The organism is Halococcus sp. AFM35, from assembly GCF_051195015.1.
GTDB lineage: Archaea > Halobacteriota > Halobacteria > Halobacteriales > Halococcaceae > Halococcus.
The window spans coordinates 1-24,004 of the sequence record NZ_JBNTJU010000010.1; the positions used below are offsets into that span (position 1 = coordinate 1).

26 protein-coding genes are annotated in these 24,004 nt (G+C 64.4%); 11 read left to right on the top strand and 15 right to left on the bottom strand.

Features of this window, described 5'->3' with window-relative positions:
* Positions 1–279: 279 nt before the first annotated feature.
* Positions 280–924, bottom strand: a complete 645-nt coding sequence (locus tag ACQUQO_RS09530) for a helix-turn-helix domain-containing protein (protein WP_435077754.1) — start codon at positions 922–924, stop codon at positions 280–282.
* Positions 925–1,125: 201 nt separating this feature from the next.
* Positions 1,126–1,965: a ZIP family metal transporter gene (locus ACQUQO_RS09535; RefSeq protein ID WP_435077755.1), complete on the bottom strand. Its 840-nt coding sequence runs from the start codon at positions 1,963–1,965 to the stop codon at positions 1,126–1,128.
* A gap of 116 nt (positions 1,966–2,081) precedes the next feature.
* Here ACQUQO_RS09535 and ACQUQO_RS09540 point away from each other — a divergent pair, with 116 nt between their 5' ends.
* Genes ACQUQO_RS09540 through cruF form a run of 3 tightly spaced genes read left to right on the top strand, consistent with a single transcriptional unit; the run spans position 2,082 to position 5,321 of the window.
* A complete protein-coding gene (locus ACQUQO_RS09540) occupies positions 2,082–3,593 on the top strand; it encodes a phytoene desaturase family protein (RefSeq protein WP_435077756.1) in 1,512 nt (503 codons plus the stop codon).
* The gene (locus ACQUQO_RS09545) at positions 3,590–4,486 is read left to right on the top strand and encodes a prenyltransferase (protein WP_435077757.1); all 897 of its coding nucleotides are present in this window, start codon (positions 3,590–3,592) and stop codon (positions 4,484–4,486) included. The genes ACQUQO_RS09540 and ACQUQO_RS09545 overlap by 4 nt, the downstream gene beginning before the upstream one ends.
* Positions 4,476–5,321, top strand: coding sequence for a bisanhydrobacterioruberin hydratase (gene cruF, locus ACQUQO_RS09550; RefSeq protein ID WP_435077758.1), 846 nt, complete (start codon positions 4,476–4,478; stop codon positions 5,319–5,321). The genes ACQUQO_RS09545 and cruF overlap by 11 nt, the downstream gene beginning before the upstream one ends.
* Here cruF and ACQUQO_RS09555 read toward each other — a convergent pair.
* A complete protein-coding gene (locus ACQUQO_RS09555; protein WP_435077759.1) occupies positions 5,318–6,262 on the bottom strand; it encodes a phytoene/squalene synthase family protein in 945 nt (314 codons plus the stop codon). The two genes, cruF and ACQUQO_RS09555, sit on opposite strands and share 4 nt — an antisense overlap.
* Before the next feature lie 184 nt (positions 6,263–6,446).
* On the opposite strand from ACQUQO_RS09555, the gene ACQUQO_RS09560 reads away from it, so the two are divergent.
* Positions 6,447–7,598, top strand: a complete 1,152-nt coding sequence (locus tag ACQUQO_RS09560) for an MBL fold metallo-hydrolase (protein ID WP_435077760.1) — start codon at positions 6,447–6,449, stop codon at positions 7,596–7,598.
* Between the two features lie 24 nt (positions 7,599–7,622).
* Here the strand turns inward: ACQUQO_RS09560 and ACQUQO_RS09565 are convergent, their stop codons facing one another.
* The 7 genes from ACQUQO_RS09565 to ACQUQO_RS09595 all read right to left on the bottom strand — a co-directional run bounded on the left by ACQUQO_RS09565 (position 7,623) and on the right by ACQUQO_RS09595 (position 12,476).
* On the bottom strand, positions 7,623–7,895 hold the full coding sequence (locus tag ACQUQO_RS09565; RefSeq protein WP_435077761.1) for a hypothetical protein: 273 nt from the start codon (positions 7,893–7,895) through the stop codon (positions 7,623–7,625).
* A 48-nt stretch (positions 7,896–7,943) separates the two neighbouring features.
* On the bottom strand, positions 7,944–8,705 hold the full coding sequence (locus tag ACQUQO_RS09570; protein WP_435077762.1) for a DUF4396 domain-containing protein: 762 nt from the start codon (positions 8,703–8,705) through the stop codon (positions 7,944–7,946).
* 126 nt (positions 8,706–8,831) lie between these two features.
* Positions 8,832–9,278: a hypothetical protein gene (locus tag ACQUQO_RS09575; protein WP_435077763.1), complete on the bottom strand. Its 447-nt coding sequence runs from the start codon at positions 9,276–9,278 to the stop codon at positions 8,832–8,834.
* A gap of 63 nt (positions 9,279–9,341) precedes the next feature.
* Complete coding sequence (locus ACQUQO_RS09580) at positions 9,342–10,571, bottom strand: TIGR00300 family protein (RefSeq protein WP_435077764.1); 1,230 nt, start codon at positions 10,569–10,571, stop codon at positions 9,342–9,344.
* A 142-nt stretch (positions 10,572–10,713) separates the two neighbouring features.
* On the bottom strand, positions 10,714–11,094 hold the full coding sequence (locus ACQUQO_RS09585) for a hypothetical protein (protein ID WP_435077765.1): 381 nt from the start codon (positions 11,092–11,094) through the stop codon (positions 10,714–10,716).
* Positions 11,095–11,148: 54 nt separating this feature from the next.
* Positions 11,149–11,751, bottom strand: coding sequence for a hypothetical protein (locus tag ACQUQO_RS09590; RefSeq protein ID WP_435077767.1), 603 nt, complete (start codon positions 11,749–11,751; stop codon positions 11,149–11,151).
* Positions 11,748–12,476 (bottom strand): DsbA family protein, encoded by a 729-nt coding sequence (locus tag ACQUQO_RS09595; RefSeq protein ID WP_435077768.1) that lies wholly within the window; start codon positions 12,474–12,476, stop codon positions 11,748–11,750. The genes ACQUQO_RS09590 and ACQUQO_RS09595 overlap by 4 nt, the downstream gene beginning before the upstream one ends.
* Before the next feature lie 148 nt (positions 12,477–12,624).
* Here ACQUQO_RS09595 and ACQUQO_RS09600 point away from each other — a divergent pair, with 148 nt between their 5' ends.
* The gene (locus ACQUQO_RS09600) at positions 12,625–13,320 is read left to right on the top strand and encodes an SOS response-associated peptidase (RefSeq protein ID WP_435077769.1); all 696 of its coding nucleotides are present in this window, start codon (positions 12,625–12,627) and stop codon (positions 13,318–13,320) included.
* Between the two features lie 3 nt (positions 13,321–13,323).
* Here ACQUQO_RS09600 and ACQUQO_RS09605 read toward each other — a convergent pair whose 3' ends face one another.
* Complete coding sequence (locus ACQUQO_RS09605) at positions 13,324–13,842, bottom strand: gamma carbonic anhydrase family protein (RefSeq protein WP_435077770.1); 519 nt, start codon at positions 13,840–13,842, stop codon at positions 13,324–13,326.
* 91 nt (positions 13,843–13,933) lie between these two features.
* On the opposite strand from ACQUQO_RS09605, the gene ACQUQO_RS09610 reads away from it, so the two are divergent.
* Positions 13,934–14,650: a fumarylacetoacetate hydrolase family protein gene (locus tag ACQUQO_RS09610; RefSeq protein ID WP_435077771.1), complete on the top strand. Its 717-nt coding sequence runs from the start codon at positions 13,934–13,936 to the stop codon at positions 14,648–14,650.
* On the opposite strand, the gene ACQUQO_RS09615 is transcribed toward ACQUQO_RS09610, so the two are convergent.
* The 3 genes from ACQUQO_RS09615 to ACQUQO_RS09625 all read right to left on the bottom strand — a co-directional run bounded on the left by ACQUQO_RS09615 (position 14,647) and on the right by ACQUQO_RS09625 (position 20,489).
* The gene (locus ACQUQO_RS09615) at positions 14,647–15,240 is read right to left on the bottom strand and encodes a metal-dependent hydrolase (RefSeq protein WP_435077772.1); all 594 of its coding nucleotides are present in this window, start codon (positions 15,238–15,240) and stop codon (positions 14,647–14,649) included. The genes ACQUQO_RS09610 and ACQUQO_RS09615 overlap by 4 nt on opposite strands.
* A gap of 181 nt (positions 15,241–15,421) precedes the next feature.
* Positions 15,422–15,907 (bottom strand): cupin domain-containing protein, encoded by a 486-nt coding sequence (locus tag ACQUQO_RS09620; protein ID WP_435077773.1) that lies wholly within the window; start codon positions 15,905–15,907, stop codon positions 15,422–15,424.
* A gap of 337 nt (positions 15,908–16,244) precedes the next feature.
* Positions 16,245–20,489, bottom strand: a complete 4,245-nt coding sequence (locus ACQUQO_RS09625) for an Eco57I restriction-modification methylase domain-containing protein (RefSeq protein ID WP_435077774.1) — start codon at positions 20,487–20,489, stop codon at positions 16,245–16,247.
* 93 nt (positions 20,490–20,582) lie between these two features.
* On the opposite strand from ACQUQO_RS09625, the gene ACQUQO_RS09630 reads away from it, so the two are divergent.
* On the top strand, positions 20,583–20,759 hold the full coding sequence (locus ACQUQO_RS09630; protein ID WP_435077775.1) for a hypothetical protein: 177 nt from the start codon (positions 20,583–20,585) through the stop codon (positions 20,757–20,759).
* 43 nt (positions 20,760–20,802) lie between these two features.
* Complete coding sequence (locus ACQUQO_RS09635; protein ID WP_435077776.1) at positions 20,803–21,795, top strand: aldo/keto reductase; 993 nt, start codon at positions 20,803–20,805, stop codon at positions 21,793–21,795.
* 1 nt (position 21,796) lies between these two features.
* Here the strand turns inward: ACQUQO_RS09635 and ACQUQO_RS09640 are convergent, their stop codons facing one another.
* The gene (locus tag ACQUQO_RS09640; protein ID WP_435077777.1) at positions 21,797–22,102 is read right to left on the bottom strand and encodes a hypothetical protein; all 306 of its coding nucleotides are present in this window, start codon (positions 22,100–22,102) and stop codon (positions 21,797–21,799) included.
* A 94-nt stretch (positions 22,103–22,196) separates the two neighbouring features.
* Here ACQUQO_RS09640 and ACQUQO_RS09645 point away from each other — a divergent pair, with 94 nt between their 5' ends.
* From ACQUQO_RS09645 to ACQUQO_RS09655, 3 genes are read left to right on the top strand one after another with little or no spacing between them, the layout of a single operon-like run.
* Positions 22,197–22,619: a hypothetical protein gene (locus ACQUQO_RS09645; RefSeq protein ID WP_435077778.1), complete on the top strand. Its 423-nt coding sequence runs from the start codon at positions 22,197–22,199 to the stop codon at positions 22,617–22,619.
* Between the two features lie 37 nt (positions 22,620–22,656).
* Positions 22,657–22,914, top strand: a complete 258-nt coding sequence (locus ACQUQO_RS09650; RefSeq protein ID WP_435077779.1) for a hypothetical protein — start codon at positions 22,657–22,659, stop codon at positions 22,912–22,914.
* Between the two features lie 51 nt (positions 22,915–22,965).
* On the top strand, positions 22,966–24,000 hold the full coding sequence (locus tag ACQUQO_RS09655) for an amidohydrolase family protein (protein WP_435077868.1): 1,035 nt from the start codon (positions 22,966–22,968) through the stop codon (positions 23,998–24,000).
* The last annotated feature ends 4 nt before the right edge of the window (positions 24,001–24,004 follow it).

A 24,004-nucleotide genomic window follows, 5' to 3' on the forward strand; every position in this document is an offset into this window, starting at 1 on the left:
AGTTCATTGGCTGCTTGGTTCGGTCGCATCAACTGACCAAGCAGCCCGTTCATCTAACCCGCTTTGTGAGGTACTGAGATTCTTTCCTCCCCGAGGTGCTCTGGAGTCTCCCGGACCCGACGACCGAAATCGAGCTGTGACTGGTGGTATAGCCCGCCGAAAAACAGACGGGACGGAGACGGTATTGGTGATGCCACGCAACGGACCGCCCGGGACCGTCCCATTACTTGGTTGTCGAGCGACAAACTAAACGGTCGTCCCTGATAGTCGAGGCGAACGTCATCCGAAGCGGTCGTCGACGAGCCGTCCACAGCCGCGGCGTACCCGCTCGGAGGCGGCCTGATTCGAGATATCGAGTTCCGCGGCGATGTCGCCGAGCGTCGTTCCGCGCGGAATCCCGAAGTAGCCACCCTCGTGGGCCAGTCGGAGTGCCTCGCGCTGGTGGCTCGTGAGGCGCTCGCGCGACTGCTCGCGCTCGGGGTCGCTGTCGTAGAGTCGATGGAGCCGGAAGTCGAGATCGCGGTCGAGACAGAACGTTCGAAAGGTGCCAAGCGCCTCACGGCCGGGAAAGCGCATCCGGGCGTGCCAGCGCCCGTCGTGATAGCACATTTCGAGCCGCGCGGCCCCGAGGTCTATCCACGTATCGTAGGTCACGACTGGGGCCGCGCCGGTCAGTCGCACGCGATAGAGCCGCCGGTCGCCCACACCGCTCACCTGATGGACGTCACTCACGGTTTCGTCCTCGTCGAGCGCTCGCTCGAAGCCATCGAGGTCGTCGCCGTGTGCCCAGCAGAACACGACCGGCATCGCAGAGCGCGTCCCGTACTCCCGCTCGATCTCGAGTTCGATGGACGAAACCGCCGTGAGCGCCGCCGTGAACGAGAGCCGGCCCGGGGCGAGGCTGTACTCGGCGATGACACTCATGCCGAGCATTATGATATCGAATGGCAAAAGGGGCTTGCCGACCCGGGTCGGTGCGGTGGCGTTGTGTCGAATCAGTTCGTCCCGGTGCGGGCGTCCGGCAACGACGCTCATACCGTCGGTCGGATGTGTTCGAGTATTGGAAACCAGCGCGACGGCGACCGAATTTTTCTTCGACGGCCGCCGGTTTTCCGACCGACGGTATCAGGCGACCAGCAACCACGCGAGCGCCACCGCGCCCGCGCCGACGACCGTGCTCGCCACGGCATGGACGCGCAACCGGTCGAGCCGTGCGTGGGCCTCGCCGTGAACGTGTTCGCCGCCGGTCTCACACTCGGGCAGGAAGTCCATGGCGATGTGGAGAAAGATGCCAGCGGCAAAGCCGAAAACGACAGCGTTGAGCGCCAGCGAACTCGGCGGTTCGGCCAGTCCCACGAGCAGCGCTGTGATACCGACGCCGGCAGCCGGCAGCGCGAGCACACCAACCGGTAACCCTTCCGCCCGGAGGCGGCCGGCGGCGGCATACCCCGCAGGGGCCTTGTGTGAGACGATGCTCAGCCCGAGCAACAGCCCGAGGTCCGGCAGGAGCGTGTACACCGTGCCGATGACGACGCCGGCGGCCAGCGCGTGGGCGGTGAGCTGTGCAGTCGTCGTTTCGAGCGGGAGGTCGAGATGCGTGAGGCGATGGCCGATGGTGTGGCCGGCGTAGCCAGCGAGCAGGCCGACCGCGATGCCGAACCCGCCTAGCTGGGGCTGGTAGCCGATGGCTTGGGGCACCAAGAAGACGGCAGCGCTCGTGACCATCGCGCCGCTTGCGAGACCGTCGGCCCGGACCGACCGCGCCGCTCCCCGCTCCCGCGAACGCCTGCTGACGGCCGCCCCGCCGACCATCGCGGCGAAGGCGACCCAGCCGACGACCAACAGTTTCCAGAGACCCGCGAACGCCCCGATTCCCGTCAGGACGACGAACACTACTGTTCCGACGACGCCGACCCACGATACCTGCTCGCGCCGTTCGAGACCGACTGCTCCGATGTTCTCCATTCTGTTAGCAATATCGGTGCGGAAGTTAATAAAACCGTCGAGCGCCGCCTCGGCACGTCACCCATCCGACGTGCCGGTGTCAGTCGTCTTTTATACGCGCCGCCATATCATCCACCATGAATCCGCTCGCGGCAGGGTCGGACGCCGAAGCGCTCGTCGGTCGGACGGTCTCGGTGGTCGGCGGGGGCTTCGGCGGGCTGTCGGCGGCGTGTTATCTCGCCGCTGCGGGGGCCGACGTCACGGTGCTCGAAAAGAACGGGCAGGTCGGCGGTCGTGCCTCGCAGTTCGAACAGGAGGGGTTTCGCTTCGACATGGGACCGTCGTGGTATCTGATGCCGGACGTCTTCGAGCGGTTTTTCGGCCACTTCGACGCCGACCGGGCGGACTACTACGGTCTCGAACGGCTCGACCCCCACTACCGAGTGTTCTTCAAGGACGGCGACCGCGTGGATTTGACGCCCGACCGCGACCAAGTCCGGGCCGTCTTCGAATCCTACGAAGAGGGCGGGGCCGCCGCGTTCGACGACTACCTCGACCGGAGCGAGCGCACCTACGAGGCGGCGATGGAGCGGTTCGTCTACACGGACCGCCCCCGACTCCGCGATTGGGTCGACACTGAGGTGTTTCGGTCCGCACCGGTCGGTCTGAACCTGCTGCGCTCGATGGAGTCCCATGTCTCGAACTACTTCGAGCATCCGAAGCTCCAGCAGATAATGCAGTACACGCTCGTCTTCCTCGGTGGCTCGCCCAAGAACACGCCCGCGCTCTATACGATGATGAGCCACGTCGACTTCAACCTCGGCGTCCACTATCCCGAAGGTGGGTTCGGCGGCGTCGTCGCCGGCATCGCCGACCTCGCCGAAGAACTCGGCGTCACCATCGAGACCGACGCCGAAGTGGCCGAAATCACCCGCCGGCGCGACGGCTTCTCGCTCGCTACCGCTGCGGGCGAGCACACACCGGACATCGTCGTCTCCGACGCCGATTACGCCCACACCGAACAGGACCTGCTCCCCGAGCACGAGCGCCAGTACTCCGAGGAGTACTGGGACGAGCGCACGCTCGCGCCCTCTGCCTTCCTGCTCTATCTCGGCGTCGAGGGCGACGTCGAACCGCTCGCCCACCACACGCTCGTCCTTCCCACGGATTGGGATGGCCATTTCGAGCAAATCTTCGAGGAGCCGGCGTGGCCCGACGACCCCGCGTACTACCTCTGTGTCCCCTCGAAAACCGACGACAGCGTCGCGCCGGAGGGTCACTCGAACCTCTTCGCGCTCGTACCCATCGCGCCGGATCTCGACGATACCCCCGAAATCCGCGAGCGCTACCGCGAGAAAATTCTCGACGATATCGCGACGAACACCGGTGTGGGCCTCCGTGGGCGCATCGTTCTCGAAGAGACCTTCTCAATCGACGACTTCGCCGAACGCTACAACAGTTTGCAGGGCACGGCGCTCGGGCTGGCTCACACCCTCCGCCAGACCGCGCTCTTCCGGCCGCCCCATCGCTCGGAAACCGTCCCGGACCTCTACTTCTCGGGGTCGTATACGACTCCCGGAATCGGCGTACCGATGTGTCTCATCAGCGGCGAGCACGCGGCGAACGCCGTCGTCGACGACCACGGATGAACCGCGAGCGCGTCCGTCGCGGGTTGAGTCGGTACAAAGAGCACATCCCGCCCGAAACGACCACCACGGGCTATCTCCTCCGACTCTCCCGGCCCCGATTCTGGTTTTACCTCGCCGGCCCGGTCATCGTCGGCGTGGTCTATGCCGTCGACGGTCTCTCCGACCTGTTCTCCCCGCTGGCGCTCGCGCTGTTTGCCTACTTCCTCGTGCCGGCGAACGTCTTCCTCTACGGTGTCAACGATGTCTTCGATGCCGACATCGACGAAGCGAATCCCAAGAAGGACGACCGTGAGGTGCGTTACACGGGCGACAGAACTGTTCTCGTTGCCGTTCTCGTGAGCGGCCTTCTCGCCGTCGGGTTCGTTCCACTCCTTCCGTCGGCAGCGCTCGCGGCGCTGGCGCTCTTTTTCTTCCTCGCCGTCGAGTACAGCGCGCCGCCGCTCAGGTTCAAGACCACACCGCTGTTCGATTCGCTGTCGAATGGGTTGTACGTGCTGCCGGGTGTGGTCGCCTATACGGCCATCACCGGCGAGCTGCCGTCCCTTTTCGCCGTGGCGGGCGGGTGGCTCTGGACGATGGGGATGCACACCTTCTCGGCGATTCCGGACATCGAGCCGGACAGGGAAGCAGGCGTTCGGACGACGGCGACGGCACTCGGCGAGCGCCGAACGTATGGCTACTGTGCGCTCTGCTGGCTCGCGGCCGCCGTTGCGTTCGCGTTCGTCCACGTTTTCTTCGCATTGCTCCTGCTTGCCTACCCAGTTTTAGTCTTCGCCATCGCCCGCTCGTCGGTCGATGTCGAGCGCGCGTACTGGTGGTATCCGGCGGTGAACACGCTCGTCGGGATGGTGATGACCCTCGGCGGGCTGTGGATGGTGGTCTATGGCGGCTGAACGCGCGACTCGGCAGCGAATCGAGGCACGGCTCGACAGGGCGGTCGCCGACAATCGCTTCACCATCGCGGTGGTCTTTCCGGTGGTCGGCGCGGCCCTCCTGCTGGCGAGCGCCACCGGTCTCCTCGACCCGCCGCTGCGATACAACCCGTATCTCATCCTCTTCGGCACAGTGATAATGCGCCTGCCGCTCGTGGCGGGTCTCGCGCCGCTTTACGACCGCCGGGCGGCCCTCGGCACGGGCGTGCTCGTCGCCTACGCCTTCGGCATCGAACTCGTCGGCGTCGTAACCGGGTGGCCCTACGGCGCGTTCGAATACACCATCGAACTCGGGCCGATGCTGTTCGGGGCTGTGCCGCTCGGTCTCCCCGTCTTCTTCCTGCCGCTGGTGTTCAACAGCTACCTGCTCTGTCTGCTCGTGCTCGGCGACACGGCCAACCGGCGCGCGGTGCGCCTCGTCGCGGTCATCTGTACGGTGTTGCTCGTCGACGTCGTGCTCGACCCCGGTGCGGTCGCCATCGGCTTCTGGAGCTACTCTGGAGGGGTCTTCTACGGCGTTCCCGCCTCGAACTACCTCGGGTGGGTGCTCTCGGCCACCGTATCGGTGTTCGTCCTCGACTACTCCTTCGACCGCACACGATTGAGGGAGCGCCTCGAAACCTGCGCGTTCATGCTCGACGACCTCGTGAGTTTCGTGGTGCTCTGGGGAACCATCAACGCCGTCTTCGGCAACTGGATTCCGGTGGGTATCGCGCTGGTGCTGGCCGGCGGTCTCATCGGAACTGAGCGCTTCGACGTGGCGGGCATCGGCGCGAGCGACCTGTGGAGCGGTTAGCGTGTGGGCGTCGCATCCTCGGGACCGTGGTGGCGACTCGGGCTGTGTGAGACGGTGCTCACCTTCGCAAAGACCGTCTCGGGGTCCTTGTTCCAGAGCCAATGCCAGCGGGTGCGCACGAGGAGGGAGAGCTTTCGCGCCGAGGAGAGTTCGGGCGTCACGGAGAGGGTGTCGTACCCACGCTCTCTGATGAGGCGGTGGTGGTCGGCATAGAGCACGGCCGCGAGCAGCACGGGAAACTGACAGTCATCGGGAAGGTATTTGATGCCGGCGACGCCTTCGCGGTAGCGCGTTTCCGTCCGTTCGAGTTCGCTCCGCATCAGCGCGGCGAAATCGCCGTCCATCCCGAAGCGTTGTATCTGTGCCTCGGTGACGCCGTGCTCTTCGAGGGCGGTTCGCGGAAGGTAGATGCGGTCGCGCTCGACGACGTCCTCGCGCACGTCGCGCAGGAAGTTGGTGAGCTGGAACGCCTCACCCAGTCGGCGAGCGTGCGGGCGCGCGATATCGGGGTCGTCGGGCTGCATGACCGCGGTCATCATCTCGCCGACGGCGGCCGCCGACCCGCCCATGTATTCGTCGAGTTCCTCGTGGGTTTCATACCTATCCGTGTCGATATCGGTTGCCATCGCCTCGACGAACTCCTCGACGGCGGTGTCGGGAATGTCGTACCGTTGTCGGAGGTCGCTGAACGCCGCCACGACCGAGTCCTCAGTTTCGCCACCGAGCGCTCCGTCCCGGAGTCGGTCGAGCTGCTCGCGTTGCTCGGACGGCGGCGGTCCGTTCGGGTCGTCGACGATCTCGTCGGCAACCCGGAAAAAGGCGTAGAGGACGTACGTCGCGTGGCGAACGCGCTCGGGGAGCAGTCGCGTCGCTACGTAAAAGGTCGTCCCCGTTCGCCGATGGATTGCCTTGCTCTCGGCAAGCTGTGTGTCGTCGACCATGTCAGTGAGTTTCGTTGGGGCGAGAGCGACTTATGTGTTTGTACGCTGGGAAGTCTAAGAACGAATTATAATAGAACCAACTGTTTTTCCGGCGATGAGCGACCCTCTCGGTCGGTCTGTCGAGCCGTGAACCGCTCGCCGTCAGAAATGTTTATCCATCCCAATACCATACACAGCGATACCGATGTTCGGAACAACCACGGCCAGAGACCTCGCCACGCGGCTCGATGCGAATGCTGACGATTACGTGCTCATCGACACGCGCCCGGCCGAGAGCTACGACTCGTGGCGCGTGAGGGGTGCCGAGAACGTCCCGTTCGGTCCGACCGAAACCCTAAGCGACGACCAGCGAGAACGGGTCAGCGAGTTGTCAAACGGCGACGAGATACTCACCATCTGCGGCAAGGGCGCGACATCGGCGCGGTTCGCCTCCGAACTCGATGCCAGCGGCTTCGAGAACGTCGCGGTCGTCACTGGCGGCATGCGCGAGTGGAACGAACTGTACGAGACCGCCGTGGTCGAGACCGGGACCGAGGACCTCCTGATCACCCAGTTCCAGCGCCGCGCGAAGGGCTGTCTCTCCTATCTCGTCGGCTCGAAGCGTGCGGGCGAGGCCGTCATCGTCGACCCCACCCGCCACACCGACCAGTACATCACTGCTGCCGCCGAGCACGGAATGGAAATCACGGACGTGCTCGACACGCACGTCCACGCCGACCACATCTCCGGCGGCCGCGACCTCGCGGCCAGACTCGACGTTCCCTACCGTCTCGGCGAGAGAGCGACCGAGCGCGACCTCGATTACGGCTTCGAGCCACTCGCCGACGGCGAGACGCTCTCTGTGGGGACCATCGACCTCGAAACGCTCGCGGCACCCGGCCACACCACCGAGATGGTCGCCTATCGCGTCGGCGACGAGGCGGTTCTGACTGGTGACAGCCTCTTCCTCGATTCGGTCGGCCGCACCGAACTCGAATTCGGCGAGGAAGGGGCCGAGACGGGCGCACGGATGCAGTACGAGACCCTCCACGACACGTTGCTCGAACTCCCTGAAGAACTCACCGTCCTGCCGGGCCACGTCACGGTCGAAAACGACGGGAGCTACGCCAACGCCGCGCCGGGCGACCTCGTCGCCGCCAGTCTCGACGACGTACAGAGCCGCCTCGACCTCGCGGCCCTCGACGAGGAGTCCTTCGTCGAGCGGATGGTCGAGAACGTCCCCAAGAAACCCGACAACTACGAGACGGTCATCGCCATCAACCGGGGCGTCGAGACCGTCGGGAGCGCTACCGAGGCGACGACCCTCGAAACGGGCGCGAACAACTGCGCGGCCTAACCAGTATAGACGCTACGCCGCTTCTCAAATCGTGTCGTCGGGGTCGTGTTCGTCGGCCATGCGTTCGACCTCGTCGGCGTATCGCTCGCGGCGGTCGGTATCGTCGACGGCTTCGAGGTCCGCGGGCGAGACGTCCTTCGCGGCGGTCACGGTGTCGACGCCGATGGCCTGTGCGGACAGCTCCCGCCGAAAGAGCCGCTCGCCGTCGGGCGTCGCGTACTTGAGGACGATGAGGTCCCGGTTGTTGTAACCGCGCTCGACGAGCCAGACGCGAACCGTCCCGCTTTCGTCCGTCATACCACCGAAAACGGCGACCACGCGGTTAGGCGGTTCGGTCCTGACCGTTCAGTCCATCTGTGAGGGGTCGCTCATACCCTCTTTGACCCCGAAGCTCACGAGACCGACGTTCACCGGCCACGCGACGAGGAAGCCAATCGACAGCGAGAACGCGAGCGCGAGCCAGAAGAGCGTCTCACCCATCGCCGCCTGACTCGCCAACAGCAGGTCCGTGCCGATGGCGGCGATCTCCATCAGCGTTATCGAGGGCGTCTCGCTCCAGAGCGCGTCCACGAACGCCTCTTTGAACCCGACGCCGTCCTGCATGAGCGGACCGACCGTCAGCGCGAAGCCGAAGACGTACGCGAGCGCGAACGTGACGCCGGCGACGGCGACGACACCCAATCCGAGAATCCCCTGCGCGAGCGTGATGCCGACGATTTCGCCCGCGCCACAGCCCGAATAGCAGTGCGAGGTCGAGCGAAAGCCCCGCTTCCACAGCGAGTCATGGTCGATCTGCGTGCGCCCGGTGTACCAGTAGACGGTGAGTCCGAGCGGCCCCGAATACGCCACCGTAAGGGTCCAGACGAACTTCATGAGCGAGCCGATGGCCCGATTGTGCTCGCGGAGGTCCCACCAGAGCACGCCGAGCGAGAGGGCAACGATGGCCACCCAGACGGCGAGCACGGTGGGATTCGAGAGAATCGGGCGCAGTACCTCGCGGATGGGTTCGAAGGCCCGTTCGATTGCCCTGACGATGCCGCCGGTGGCTGCGACGGGCGCATCGACCGCCGGTGCGGACGCTATCGTCTCCACTACGAACTCACTCATCGCCGGCGCTAAACCGGGCGTCGCCTATTGGGTTTTGGCTTGCGTTCTAAACCACAGATTCCTGCTGGTCGGGCTGACCAAACTACTGGGGGTTTAACGGTGTGGGTCCCAGCGACGACGTTCGGCTCACGCGAGCGACGCAGTCCCACTGAGAACCCGCTGGATGGCCCGCTCGGCGAGCAGCGTCGTCGAGCCGCTACCGCAGGTGCAGCCGCTGAGGACCGTCACCGTTCCGGCGGCCGCCACGCCGACCAGCACGGCGGCCGGAAGGCTCCACCACCGGCCGGTCAGCCCGACGGCGACGCCCACAAGCCCCACCAACACTGTGCCCGCGGTGAGATACAGCCGCTCCATCCCGACGCCGAGATAGCCGAGGACGAACAGCCGGTTCGCGCCGGCAACCGCCAGTGCAATCGAGCCGACCGCCGACTCGACAGACACCACCGGCCCGCGCGTACCGAGCCGGACGAACAGCCCGCCGGCCGCGAGCGCCCCGACGGCCACCGCCAGCACGGCCACCCCGAGCCCCATCTCCGAAATCCGTCCACCGAGCCGCGACCGTGCGGATGCCATACCGGTCGAAACGGTCCCTCGGCCTTCTATCCGTCGGCGGGTCGCGCCCGTCTCGCCGCTCGGTCACTCCTCACACAGCTGCTCGGCGAGTATCGGCACGAAGGTCCCGATGTCGGTGACCATGCCGACCGCCTGCGCGCTCCCGCGGTCGAGCAGTTGGGTGACGGTCGCCGGATTGATATCGACGCAGACGACCCGCGTCGATGAGGGTAGGCAGTTGCCGACCGCGACCGAGTGCAAGAGGGTCGAAAGCATGAGTACCATGTCGGCCTCGTGGGCCTGCTCGCGGATGGCGTTCTGCGCCTCGACCGAATCCGTGATGGTATCGGGCAGCGGGCCGTCGTCGCGTATCGACCCCGCGAGCACGAACGGACGGTCGTTCTCGATGCACTCGTACATCACGCCCGACTCCACCAATCCCCTATCGACCGCCTCCTCGATGCCACCGGCGCGGATGATTTCGCTGATGGTGTAGATGTGGTGTTTGTGGCCCTTGCGGGGGTGGTCGAGGGTTTCGGTGTTCATCCCGAGCGAGGTGCCGTAGAGGTCGCGTTCGAGGTCGTGAACCGCGAAGCCGTTACCCGCCGAGAGCATGTCGATGTACCCCTCACGGACCAGTCGGGCGAGGTCCTCGCGCGCGCCGGAGTGGACCAGCGCCGGCCCACAGACGGCGAGCACTGACCCGCCCTCGCGTTTGGTCTCGGCGATGGCCTCGGCGACTTTGGCGATGGTCGACTCCGATGGTCGCTCAGAGGAGACACCACCCTGCATGAAGCCAAAGGCCCCCTCACGATTTCGGGGCCGTTCGGGTGGGCGAACGCGAATACCGGTCTCGCCAGTCACGACCAGCTCGCCTTCCTCGATTGCGTTGAGCACTTTCGTGTATGCGCGCGGCCCGTCATCCTCGCGCTCGACGACCACCACACAATCCATCTCGATGCGCTCGACGGGAATCCATTCGCCGTCGTGGCGAATCTCCGTGTGGTGGTTCGTCGTCGAGTAGAAGTTCGGGGGGACGACCTGGTCGTCGGGGGCGGGTTCGAGCGTCGCGTCGACGGGATGGGCCGGCGTCGCGCCGTTCTGGTGGAGTTCGTGGACGATGGAGCGGAGGTCGTCTTCGGTGTCTGCAAGCACCGTGAGACGGGCGTACGACTCCTCGACTTCGCTTCGGCCGATTCGGAACTCATCGACCTCGAAGGAGCCTCCCAAATCCATGATGGCCCCGAAACACGCCTGCATCATCCCCGAGTCGATGATGTGTCCCGAGAGTTCGACCTCGCGCGAGATGGTCATGGGAAGGGATTTCCGCCGGCAGGTAAGTCGGTTGTGGGTCTCATATTGTCGGTCAGAAATCCGCCATTATTCGATTCGATCCATTCGGCCGCAATCTCTGGGTTTCCGACGGCGGCTGACGAAGTACGTCTGACCGACAATATCAGACGTCGGTCTGACGGTCCACGACCCAGTCGTCGTCGCTCCGCTCGGCGAGCCGGCCGTAGAGTGCGCGTAGCCCTTCCGGGTCGGTCCCGGGCAGGACGTGAAATTCGATTGCTCCGTCCCGAACTGAGACTCGAAAGACGTCGCCGGTCCCGGTGTCGTGGACGAGATACAGCGCCATCGGCAGGTCGAACCAGTCGCCGTAGATGTAGGCGTCGCCGTCGAGCACGCTCTTGAGAAGGTCGTCCAGCGTGCCGTTCTCGCGTTCGGCGGTGGGCGACAGCGAGAAGACGGTGGTCCCCTCGTATTCGAGACCCGCGTGACGCGAGTAGCGCCGTTCCGGGTGACGAGGAATGGCGAACGAGGGGTCCTCGGTCATGGATACGGGCGAATACGGCGTGATATCGTTTATATGTACGGGCGGGAGGTGGCGTCAGTCGAACTCGACCGGACAGTCGTTGATCTCGCCGCCGCGCATGCCGCGGGCGAGCCAGAACACCGAGAGGACGAGCGCGAGAAGCGAAAGCGCAGCGAATTCGAGTCCCTCGAAGGGCAACACCGTGAGCGAAGCCGTCACGCCGAACAGCGAGAGCACGCCCGCGAGCACGGCCGAGCCACAGGCCGCACAGCCAGCGCCGAGCGTGCCCAAGAGGACACCGGCGACGCTCGTCGTGCCCTGTGCAGCAGAGAGGGCGTGCTCGCGGAGGTGATAGACGACCATCGCCACGTTGACCCCGATGAGCACCGCGGTCACGACGAGCAAGATACCTTGGAGCACACCGTAGTTCGTCCCGATAAAGGGATACTGCTCGGCGAGAACCACGAACCGGCTGTCGAGCGGGAGCGCCCCCGAGAGGAGGAAGCCGGCGAGCGGGAGGTTCTGTGAGAGGACAAAGAGGGTTAGGCCGGCGAGCGAGGAGACGAGCGCGAGGAGCGTGTAGATGGGGATGGTGACGACCAACCGAACCGTGCGGGCCATCAGCCGCCAGTCGCGGGCACGGGTCGGCAATCGAACCGAGCGCGAGCGAGTGCTCATTTCGCCCCCAGTGCCTGCGCGAACACCTGATAGCTCTGTGCGCCACGGACTTCGGTCAGAAATTTCCCATCCCGGAAGAGATAGAACGTCGGCGTGCTCACGACGCCCGCGGCGTTGCCGGCGTCGGTGTCGCGCTGTACAGCCATATCGAACTTCTTCGCCTCCGCATCCGCGACGACCGCGGCGGCATCGACCCCCGTTTCAGCCGTGAGGAACTCCCGCGTGCGGTCGAGGACGTTTTCCTCCGAGAACTCCTCTTGGGTGGCGAAGTAGTGGTGTTCGAGCGCCCAGAACGGCTCTTCGCCGCGGGCGAGCGTGGCTTCGAGCGCCTGCATCGCGGGTTTGCCCCACGCGAAGGCGTGGGGGAAGTTCCGATAGACGAAACTCGCCTCTCCGGGGGCGACGAGCTTCGATTCGAGTTCGGGAAACGTGTTCTCGTTGAAGCGCCGGCAGTTGTGACAGGATGGGTCCTCGAAGGCGATGATGGTCCCGCGGGCGGCTCCGGGGGCTGGACCGAGAAACGGCTGGCCCGCGAGGGCCGCGGCCGCCGGATGGCCGAGGCTCCGAGCCGCCGGCTCCGTGGCCGCCCGTGACCCGTTCGACCCGTCGGTTTCGGTCGCCACGTTCGAGTTGCCGGCTGACCCCGAGCTTCCGCTCCCGAGGCAGCCGGCGAGCGCACCGGCCGTCACGGCGCTTGCGAGAAACGCTCGCCGTCGTAGTTTCATGGGTGTCACTCACGACGGGAGCGAGTATAGCCCTCCCTCGAACTGGCGTGGTGTGCGCACAAGCGCCGGCGGCTTTCCGACCGTCCTATGCACACAGCACATCGTCGTGGCCGATGGCGTTATTCCGGCTGCGCCCCTCTTTCGCGTCATGTGCGGGCGCTACACCCTCTTCACGCCGCCGGCCGACCTCGAAGAGCGCTTCGGTGCGAGCTTCGAGCACCAACCGACACCGCGGTACAACGCCGCGCCCGGCCAGTCCCTTCCCGTCATCACGAACGACGCACCAGAGACCATCGACACGTTCGAATGGGGATTGATTCCTCACTGGGCCGAAACCGCGAGCGGGAACCGCCCCATCAACGCCCGCGCCGAGACCGTCGCCGAGAAGCGGAGCTTTCGTGACGCCTACGAGAAACGGCGCTGTCTCGTGCTCGCCGACGGGTTCTACGAGTGGCAGGGTACGAGTGAGGGAAAACAGCCATACCGGGTGACGCTCGAAAGTGATGGACCGTTCGCGATGGCCGGACTGTGGGAGCGCTGGCAGCCGACCCAAAAGCAGACCGGACTGGGCAAGTTCGGCGATGGTGGACCCGAGACCGAGACCGACCTTGTCGAGACGTTCACCGTCATCACGACCGAGCCGAACGACGTGGTGGGGGAACTCCACGACCGGATGGCGGTCGTCCTCTCTCCGGACGAGGAGCGGCGGTGGCTCGCCGAGGGCGGCGCGGACCTGCTTCGGCCCTCCCCCGACGAGATGAGGGCCTACCCGGTCTCGACGGCCGTCAACGACCCCTCGAACGACTCGCCGGAACTCGTCGAGGAAGTCGATGCGGCCGCCTGAAAATCAGCGCTCGAAGAGGTCCTCGTGGCGCTCGGCGAGGTCGGTGTACGCTCCCGACGAATGGGCCTCGAATATCACCTCCGGGTCGAGCGTCGTCTCCGAAAGCGGCGTCACGGTCGCGGGCACGCCCCGGACGAACGACTCCGGCGGGATGTCGTAGCCCTCCGGTACCGTGGTCCCGCTCGCGACGACGCTGCCGGCCCCGACGGCGACATCGGAGTTCACCGTCGCGTTGAAGCCCACGAGCGCGCCGTCGCCGACCGTGGCGTCGTTGAGTATCGCGCCGTGGCCGACCATCACCCGCTCGCCGACACGCGAGGCGTGGAGGACAGCGTTGTCACCGACGTGTGACTGTGAGCCGATTTCGACCGGCGCGACATCGCCGCGGAGCACGACGCCCGGCCAGACGCTCGCGTTCGCCCCGACGGTGACATCGCCGACGAGCGTCGCGCCGTGGCTCACGGAGGCGTCCGCATCGATTTCGGGTGCTGCTCCCTCGAAGGCGTACTGGTTGCCCGCCATACACGACGAACGCACCCCGCGGATATACATCTATGGGGGTCGGTGACAGGGCGAACGGAAGCGATATGACCACGCCGTGTGGCGGATGGGTATGCAGCTGGCGCGCATCCGCACTTCGGAGGGAACTATCACCGGCGAACACCGCGATGGCGTCGTTCATACCGACCACGAGACGCACCGCCTCCCCGACGAGGGCGTCGAACTGCTCGCGCCGTGTGCGCCGTCGGCGCTCTACTGTGTGGGTCGCAATTTCGCGACGACGCTCGACCAGATGGACTACGAGCGCCCCGAGCGTCCGGACTTCTTCATCAAGCCGCCCGTCTCGGTGCTTCCCCCTGACCGCGAGATTCGGTATCCGCGCTTCACCGAGGAATTCACCTATGCGGGCGAACTCGCGGCCGTCATCGACCACTCGTGTACTGGCCTCGCCCCGGAAGAGGTGTCCGATGCGGTGCGTGGCTACACGATACTGAACGACCTCGACGCACTCGACCAGGACGGCCGCACGGCCAGAAAGGCCTTCGACGGCTCCGCCCCGCTCGGGCCGTGGGTCGAGACCGACGTCGACCCCGGCGGCATCGACATGAAAACCGAAATCAACGGCGAGGTTCGTCAGGAGGCCAACACCGACCGGATGCTGTTCGAACCGCACGAGGTGATTTCCTTTCTCTCCGAGCGGTTCACCTTCCGCGCGGGCGACGTGATTTCGTTCGGCAGCCCGGCCAATCCAGGACTGCTCGAACCGGGCGACGACATCACCATCACTTACGAGGGGGTCGGCACGCTCGAAAACTCCGTCGGGACCTAATCGACGTCGGCAGCCGCCGGCGCGGTCTCATCGTCCCGGTCGCCGATGCGATAGCGCGTTTCGAGGGGATAGCTCTCGTGGCGAAAGAGGACGAAATGGACCGCGAGCGCCACGGCCAGGAGCCCGAAATTCCACAGCGGCGAATCGTAGTAGATGACGTCGATGGCCATGGGTTTGTCATAGAGCGGCCAGAGCGGTTCGAGTGGCTGGGCAACGTCGGGTGCCGAGAGGAGGTCGGCGAAGATGTGGCTCAATCCACCGGTGAGAAAACCGCTCGTGGCGAAGACGAACACCGTCTCCTCGGTGATGGTTTCACTGTGTATCAAGCGGTTGGCGTTGAACCGCTCGGTGAGCATGTGCGCGGCAATGGCACCGCCGAGAACGCTCATGACCGCGACGAACAGTATCGTGTGGGTGATGCCGTGGTGTCGTATCGGAAGGAACGTCTTGAGCACGAGGTCAACGTCCGGAAGCATCGCCGTCACGAGCGCGAAGCCGGCAAAGGCGAGCGCGCCACGTCGCTTCCAGATGATCCATGCTGGTGCGGCGAACAGTAGCGCCATCGCCAGATGGCCGCTCACATCGACCATACGGGGTACACCGAGCGCTCCGATATACGGGTTTGGCTTTCGAAAGCCATCGAGTAAGCACGCGAAAAACGAGGCCTCGGTACTCATAGGGGTCGTCATCGCCGGGTGCCGAGTCCGGCTCGGAACGCGTCTCGTCATCGGCCATCGGCCGTTCGTCCGCCGGTCGAAAAAGGTGCCTCGTTCAGCCGATGGTGAACTCGTTGCCACAGTCGGTGCAGGCGAACGTGAAGGCACCCTGCTGGGTGAGGTCGAGGTCGTGGACGGTCTCCGCGTCGCACTCGCGGCAGTGGACGACCGATTCCATCTCGTCGAAGTCGTGGCGGGACTTCGGCGCGCCGAGGGCGAAGCCCACCACGCGCTCCTCGGAGTCGTTCTTGCCCACCTGGAACTCCCCGCGCTCGAAGCGGATGAGTTCGCCCGCCCCCACCTCGTGCTCCTCGCGTTCACGACCTACCTCGAAGGTCGCCGTGCCTTCCTGCACGTAAAAGACCTCCTCCTGGTCGTGATGGGCGTGAAGTCCGCCGGAAAATGACTCGCCCGGTTGGAGTTCGAAGTAGTTCATCGCGAAGTCCTCTGTTCCGAGGTCCCGCGAGACCGGCTTGCGCACCGAATGCACGCCCAAGGGATTGTTGACGACGGACACATCATCGATTGTGACCTTTTCCATATGCCGGCTACTGCTGGCCCCAACAAAAAGGTTCGTCCACCCACCGTTTGCTACGGTCGCTCACTCCGTTCGCTCCCTCGCAAAAGGTGGATCAAAAGCCAATGTCGCCCCCGCTCGCTCCCTTCGGTCGCTCGCGATACAGTTGCTGGCGAAACCGCCTCCGCTACCGCACCACAACCGTCTACTCGCCGACAGCCTCCACGATTTCGATCTCACTCCGACCTTTTTCCGCCTCGGGTTCGCCTCCGGCGAACCACTCGGCGCAAAAACGTCGATGAAAAAGTCCCGAACCCCACTTCGTTCGGCTCGGTGAACCGCTCGCTTCGCTCGCGGATGCTCACCCACCGACAGCCCCTTCTACGATTTCGATTTCCTCGTCAGTCAACCCATACAACTCGTACACGATTTCGTCGATCAACTCGTCCGTCCGCTCGATTTTCTCGTCGAACTCCGCCGCGCGCTCGCGGGCATCCATGTAGCGCTCGATGCCACCCTCGACATCTGCAAGCTTCGGCAGCGTCAGCCCCTCCAGCCTGTCGAGCGGCGAAATCGTCGCCGTGGCGTTGTCCCGATAGCCCGCAAACCCACCGGCCTCATCGACCGCGTGGGGCACGAACGCTGCGATGAGGTCGGCCTTGGCCTCACTCAGCCCGACGAACTCCATCGCCGGCACGGGGTCGAGCGTGGCATACCCCCGACCGTTCGTCTCGTACTCCTCGGGATTCTCGGGCTTCACGTACGGCACCGCCAGCACCCGCAGGCGGTCGCCATCGCGCTCGACCTGCGCGCCCGTCACCCGCAACTTCTCGAACTCGCTGTCGGCTGCGGTGTCAGTCAGCACCGACTCGGCCAGCCCGCTCGCCGGCTGGTAGAACTCCCCGAGGGTCGGGCCATCCTCGTAATTTCCGAGGTAATCGAGGAGGTCGAGATTGAGATTGCGACGCTGACTGTGTGTCTCATACATTTCACCTGCTAAGTGAGCAAGAAAGTCCGCAGGTTGTTCCACCGTAGAAATCGCGCTACTCTGCGCATGTTCTTCAGATAATTCCAAAAATTCCTCCTTGCGCTCGTCAGTAATACTTTGCTTTGGAACTTCATCCGGGAGCGGAACTGGTGCAAGATACGATGTCATGAATCGTCTGAAATCACCACGGAGGACAGGGCTGGTATGATAAATGTAGAACCACGTCAGTGAACTGTTCAACACCGCGAGCAAGTAACGTCGATTTCGGTTGTGGTTCTCCTCAGGAACGACTCCATATGCACTATTTGGGAGGTGAATGCCGCCGTTTTTGTCTAGTGTAAACTCTGACCGCTGGCAGACATCTGGGACGATGAGTTTCGCAGATTCGAATAATTGTTTCGTTCGAGGGCACCAGAGCGAGTACCACATCGGGTAATTCATCGACTCCGATCCACGATTTTCTAGTCGTTCACGGAACTCAGAGAGATAGCTGTATACCTTCGGGTAATTGCTCTCCAGCCGTTTTTCTGGCATTTCCTCCGAATTATCGTCCGTTGCGCGGTACGGATATATTACTGCCAAGTCAGTCTCGATTCCACCGTACCGTTCTATTTTGTCGCCATCCACGAGTGGTCGGACGATTTCGCTCTCGACTGCATACGTTTCGTCGTTTGCTCGGCTCCTGATTATATGCTGGTCGTCGTCCCACTCTTCGACTTCTACGAAGAGAACATCATTGTCGCCCGAAACAATCCCTTCTGATAGATATTCCGTCCTCTCATCAACAGTCACACCAGACGACTGCATCTTTTGTATTGCCTCTCGTTCAATCGGACCGGTAAGAATCCAACCAGCCTCATCCAATTCATCGGAAGGGATTTCACCCAACTCTACATCCGGAAGAGTTTGCTCCAGAGCGCTAGACTTGATCACTTCACCGTACTCCAAAGACTCCGAGCCAGACAAAAATAGTAAACAGGTGTACGTAGTTGCCCCCTCAAACACCTGACCCTGTCCAAAATCGATTATTTTGTCAAGTCTTTTGGTATCTGTAAGGAATGTCCTGAGTCCTTCGCCTGCGCCAGACTCGAAAAACTTGTTCGGTAGAATATATCCAAGATGGCCGGAGCGAGCCAGTTTAGAACCCTGTTCCGTGAAGAGCGCGTACAAATCGAATCGGCCTGTCGCTGTTCGATATTGCTCGGTTGCGTATTCGGCGAGTCGGCTATTTGTTTGTCTGATGTTCTGAATTTTCACATACGGCGGATTCCCCACAACTGCATCGAAACCCGCACTCGCCAGTCGCTCGCCGTCGCCGTCGAAGAAGACCGCGGGGAATTCGAGTTCCCAGTGGAAAAAGCCCTCCTCGTCGGCCATCGCCTGCGCCGTGCGGAACCAGTCGCTCGCCTCGATGTCGGCCCACTCGCCCTCGTCCTCGATGGCGCGGGCCATGCGCTCGATGGCATCCTCGGGCACGTCGAGTCCGAACTCACCGGCCGTGTGGACCGTCGCCATCGCCTGCAAGTGCTCGTAGAGCGGGTCCTCGCGGATTTCCGCATAGAGGTCTTCCATCGAGTGCACGTCGTCCAAGGTCTCGTTGTCGATGGCGAGCAGTTCGCCCATCCGGTCCATCACCTGCCCGAGCGCGCGCCGGCGAGTCTGGGCGAAGTCATACGCCAGCGTCACCTGCCCCGGCTCGTCCTCGTCGGCGAGCACCTCGGTGATGTCCGACCCAACCAAGGAATTCCCGGCTTTGAGGTGGTGGTCCAGAAAGGCAAGGGGCTGGTCGGCGGCGAGCGTTTCGAGCCACATCGAGAGTTTGGCCAACTCGACGGCCATCCCGTTGACGTCCACGCCATAGATGCATTCCCGCGAAATCGTGCGCCGGACCAACTCCTCGTCGAACAGCGACCCCGACTCCAACTCCCGGACGCGCTCCATCACCGCGTCGGCGAGATACCCCGTCGCCTTCGTCAGGAAGTGCCCGCTGCCCATCGCCGGGTCCAAAATCTTGAGGTCGGTCACGCGCTCCCAGAAGGCAATCACGTACTCCTCGGTGCCCGGCTCCAATCCGTCAAGCTCCTCCTCGATATCGTCCAACAGCGGCCCGACGGTCTCCTCGATGATGTACGTCACCACGTAGTCGGGCGTGTAGTACGCACCCGTGGCCTTGCGCTCGCCGTCGTCGTTCACGACATAGAGTTCGCCCTCCTCGACCGTCTCGACCGCCTCGGCCACGCTCACCTCGTCGGCGGGCTTCCAGACCTGTCCCCCGTCGCCCGCGACGGCGGCCTGCGCTTCGGGCGCGACGGCGAACTCGTGTTCGAGCAGGCCTTCATAAATCGTTCCCAGATGCCGGGTATCGAGGTCGGCGTAGTCCGCGGCGACGTGACCCTCGTCGGTCTCGGTCGTCGAGAGTCGATAGATGACTTCGGCGAGATGGCGGTCCGACACCTCGTTTGCGGCGAGAAATCTATGACTGTCCTCGTCGAACAATCCTCCATTGTACGCCGGAATCCCCAGTTCGTCGTTGCCCGAATCCACGAGCGCGAAGAGGTTTTCGAGCTGGCCCCACATCCGGGTCGCGTAGGAGGAAAACTCACGCTCGAAGTCCGCCTCGTCGGCGCGCTCGCCCACCTCGTCGATGACCTCGCGCCGGAGCGCGTCGAGGCTGAAGTTCTCCTCGTACTCCCGCGCGCTATCGGGGTCGTCCGGGTCGATGAGACCGCGCGACTCCGCATAGAGAACGAACATCAGTCGATAGAGCAACACCAACGAGTGCTCCTTCAACGCGGCGAGCCGCTGGTCGTCCGCGGGGTCGATGTCCAATCCATTGGTTGCGACGAACCCCTCGCCGAGCACTCGCAGCGCGGTGAACACGTTGTCCTGCAAGTCCTCGCCCAGTTCTTGGGCAGCGGTCTCGCTCTCGGACCACACCGTGTCGAGAAACGTCGTTCCCGACGATTCCCGGAACGCGGCCGGCCGGAAGAACACATAGAAGTATTTGAACACCTCGACACTGTCGGATTCGAGCAGGTCGACCAGATCGACCTCGTAGTAGGTTTCGGTTTCGTAGTCCTTCGTGCCGTACAGCCGCCACTTCTTCCCGTTCGTCAGGATGCCCCACGAGACCGATTCCGGCGTGTGTTCGAGGTAATACTTTATCTGGTGGGAGGCGTCCCGATAGGAGCGCGCCTCGCCGAACCGTTCGGTGAAATCGGCGTCCCACTGTTTGGCTTCGAGCACCGACAGCGATTGCCCATAGATTCCGGCGTACTCCCCGTCGGCTTTCATCGCCGCGGCGTGCCGGCGCTCGTCGGCGGAATCGTACAGCGCTCGGTCGATGGAGCCGCGCGCGTCGAGAATCGGCGTCTCCGGAAGCGATTCGTAGCCGAGAATCGAGAGCACTTCGTCTATCCAGTGTCGCCGGAGCGGGTCCTCGTCGTAGCTTTCGAGCGTGTCCCCTTCGGCCTCGTAGAGCGTCTGCAACTCTTCGAAGGCTTGCTCGGCTTCCGCGTCGCAGTCCCACTCGTCCAGTCCGAAGACGCGCTCGTCGAGATAGTAGCCCGAAAAGAGGTTCGAGTTGCGATACCGACCCGGAAGCGTCGCCTGACTCATTAGCCATTCGTCCAGCACCGCTGCCCATGAAACCTCGGGATCCGTCATCGGAGTCGACGGATAGTATATACTCCTCCGGGGCCAACGCCCGGTATGCCCGTGCCCGGCTACGACCCGGAGGACCTCGACGAGGAACTCGAAGCCACGGCCAGCGACGGGGAACTCCGCGCGCGCATGACCGACGAGGAGTTCCGGGAGTACGAAAACGGCGCACACCTCATCGAACTGCTCGACGAGGAGGACATCGACGACCTGCTACACGGCGAGTAGCCCGCATCCGAACGGTTTTGTCGCCGACCGTCCATCACCGTTCGTGGAATACAAAACCCTTGGCTCGACGGGACTGCGAGTCTCGGAACTCTGTTTCGGCACGTGGCGTTTCGGCAAACACACCGGCGACGTGCTCGAAACCGACGAAGAGGAGGCCCACGCTTTGCTCGACCGCGCGGCCGACCACGGCATCAACTTCATCGATACCGCGAACGTCTACGGCGATCCCTCCGGTACTGCCGAGGAGTACATCGGCAACTGGCTCGACGACCGCGACCGCAACGACTACGTGCTCGCCTCGAAGGTCTACTTCGACTACGGCGACGGCCCGAACGAGAGCGGTCTCGGTCGCAAGCACATCCGGACCCAAATCGAGGGTACCCTCGACAGGCTCGGTACTGACTATCTGGACCTCTACTATATCCACCGCTTCGACGAGGACACCCCTATCCGCGAGACCCTCCGCACCCTGAACGACCTCGTTCGCAAGGGGAAGGTCAACCACCTCGGCGCGAGCACGATGGCCGGCTGGCAGCTCACGAAGGCGCTCTGGCAGTCCGACGTCGAGAACCTCGAACGGTTCGACGTCACCCAGCCGCTCTTCCACGCCGCCTACTACGAGGACGTCTCCGAGTACCTGGAGGTCTGTGCCGACCAGGACCTCGCCGTCTGCCCGTACTCGCCGCTCGCGGGTGGGTTCCTCACGGGCAAGTACGAACGCGCCGGCGAGGACGTCCACGACGTCGAGTCGCCCGACGGCTCGCGGGGCACTTTCGACGAACTGTTCGACGACTACTACGTCTCCGAACGTGGCTGGGACGTGCTCGATGCCGTCCGCGAGGTCGCCGACGAACTGGACGCCAGCCCCGCACAGGTCGCGCTGCGCTGGCTCATCGCACAGGAGAGATTTACCTGCGTGCCCATCGTCGGCGCACGCACGACCGACCAGCTCGACGAGAACGTGGGTGCGGTCGAACTCTCCCTCAGCGACGACCAGCGCGAGCGTATCGACGCCGCGCGCGAGGGCGAGCAGTAACTCAGTCGCCGGTCGCGTTCGGTGCCTGTCCGGTTTCGAGACCCTCCTCTTCGGGCACGGTCTCGGTTTCCTCGAACGGCGTCCCCGTCTCGTCTGGCGGTGCTTGCCCCGTTTCGAGCGCCTCGCCGTCGGTCGAAAGTGCGTCGACGGACTCGCCATCCGTGCCCGCTCCGCGTTCGCCCTCACCGCTGGTTTCGTCACCACCACCGTTGCCATCACCACCACTTTCACCATCGTCGCTCGAACAGCCAGCGAGCGCGGCGATTCCAACCGTGACGAGGCCCGCAAGGTACGCTCGTCGCTCCATATCGTTCACCTCGACCGAGTGGGTGAACAAAAGCGTTCGGAGTTCGTGTCGGCGCGGCCGTATCGTTTAGTACTCACGTCGCCAACCGCCGCCGATGGCGTCAAACGACTACCGTGCCATCCGCTCGATTGCCGTCAACGCCGAGGACGTCGTGACGGCGCTCGAAGCCACCCGGCGGGGTGAATCGGCGGTGTTCCGGGTGACGCCGCCGTTCAGCGGGCGGATGCGCGCCCGCATCCACGTCGAGCACGCCGGCGAGTACGATACGACGCCGGAGCCGGTTCACATCGCACCCGCCCGCTTCGTTCCGGATGCGCCCGACTATCCGACGCCGGATGCGACCGAAGGGCGGCTTCGAGCGGATTCCGATGTCGAGTACACCGTCGAGCACCACCACGAACACCACACCGCGGCCGTGGCGGCGTGGCGCGAGACCGTCACCGATGCGATTACCGACTCGGTCACGCTCGACGGCGAATTCGGTCCGCATCGGGTCGCCGTCTCGGCGCTCGGGTAGTCGTCACGTTTTATCGGTCGCGTCACCCAGCACCAGTATGCCCGACGAACCGTCGATACTCAGCCACGAGGAGCGCGCGGTCGCCGCTGCCCTCGATGCGGGGACCGACCCGGTGACGATTGCCAACGAGCGCGACAGCTCCATCGAGGAGGTCGAGGCGGCCGTCGACCGCATCCGCGAGAAGACCGAGCGTGCGTTCGCCACGCTCACAGAAAGCCCCTTTACGGGGGACCTCGCCGCGGACCTCGACCCCGAGCGCCGCGCCGCACTCCGTACCGCGCTCGCTGAGGACTGAATCCCGTCGGGCGACAGTGTGATTCAAGACGAGCGCCGACCGAGCGCGGACATGGACATCGAGGGCACGATACTCGCCGGAACGGACTTCGACCCAATCGAGGGCCGAATCGTCATCGAGGACGGCCGCATCGAAACCATCGAGGAGACCACGACCGATTCGGAAAAGGTCGTCCTGCCGGCGTTCGTCAACGCCCACACCCACATCGGCGACTCCATCGCTAAGGAGGCCGGCGGCGGATTGGACCTCGACGAACTCGTCGCACCCCCCGATGGGCTGAAACACCGGCTGCTCCGGGCGGCGAGCCACGAGGAACTCGTCGCCAGCATGGGACGGACCATCGCGTTCATGCGCGAGGGCGGCACGGGCGCGTTCTGTGAGTTCCGCGAGGGCGGCGTCGAAGGCGTGCGCGCCATCGAGGACGCCCTCGCCGAATCGCCCATCGCGGCGACGGTGCTCGGCCGCGAGTCGGTCGCGGCGATGGAAGCCAGTCAGGGATTCGGTGCGAGCGGCGCGCGCGACGCCGATTTCGCGGACGAGCGCGAGGCGACGCGCGAGGCCGGGAAACTGTTCGGCATCCACGCCGGCGAGCGCGACGCCGAGGACATCGACGCGGCGTTCGCACTCGACCCCGACTTTCTGGTGCACATGGTTCATGCCGACGCCGACCATCTCGACCGGCTCGAAGCGGAGGGGTGGCCGGTCGTCGTCTGTCCCCGTTCGAACCTCGTGACCGGCGTCGGCCTGCCGCCAGTCGAGGACCTCACCGCCCACACCACCGTGGCGCTCGGGACCGACAACGCGATGCTCGACAGCCCGTCGATGTTCCGCGAGATGGAGTTCACCGCGAAGCTCACAGGGGTGTCGGCTCACGAGGTCCTCCGGATGGCGACCCTCAACGGGGCGGACCTCTTGGACATCGACGTCGGTATCGAGGCGGGCAACGCGGCGCGGTTGTGCGTGCTCGATGGCGACTCGCACAACCTCGCCGGCGCGCGCGACCCGGTGCGGGCGGTCGTCCGCCGGGCGGGCGTGAACGACGTCGAAGGGGTGGTGCTTCCCGCGGAAACCGACGACAACAGTTAACACG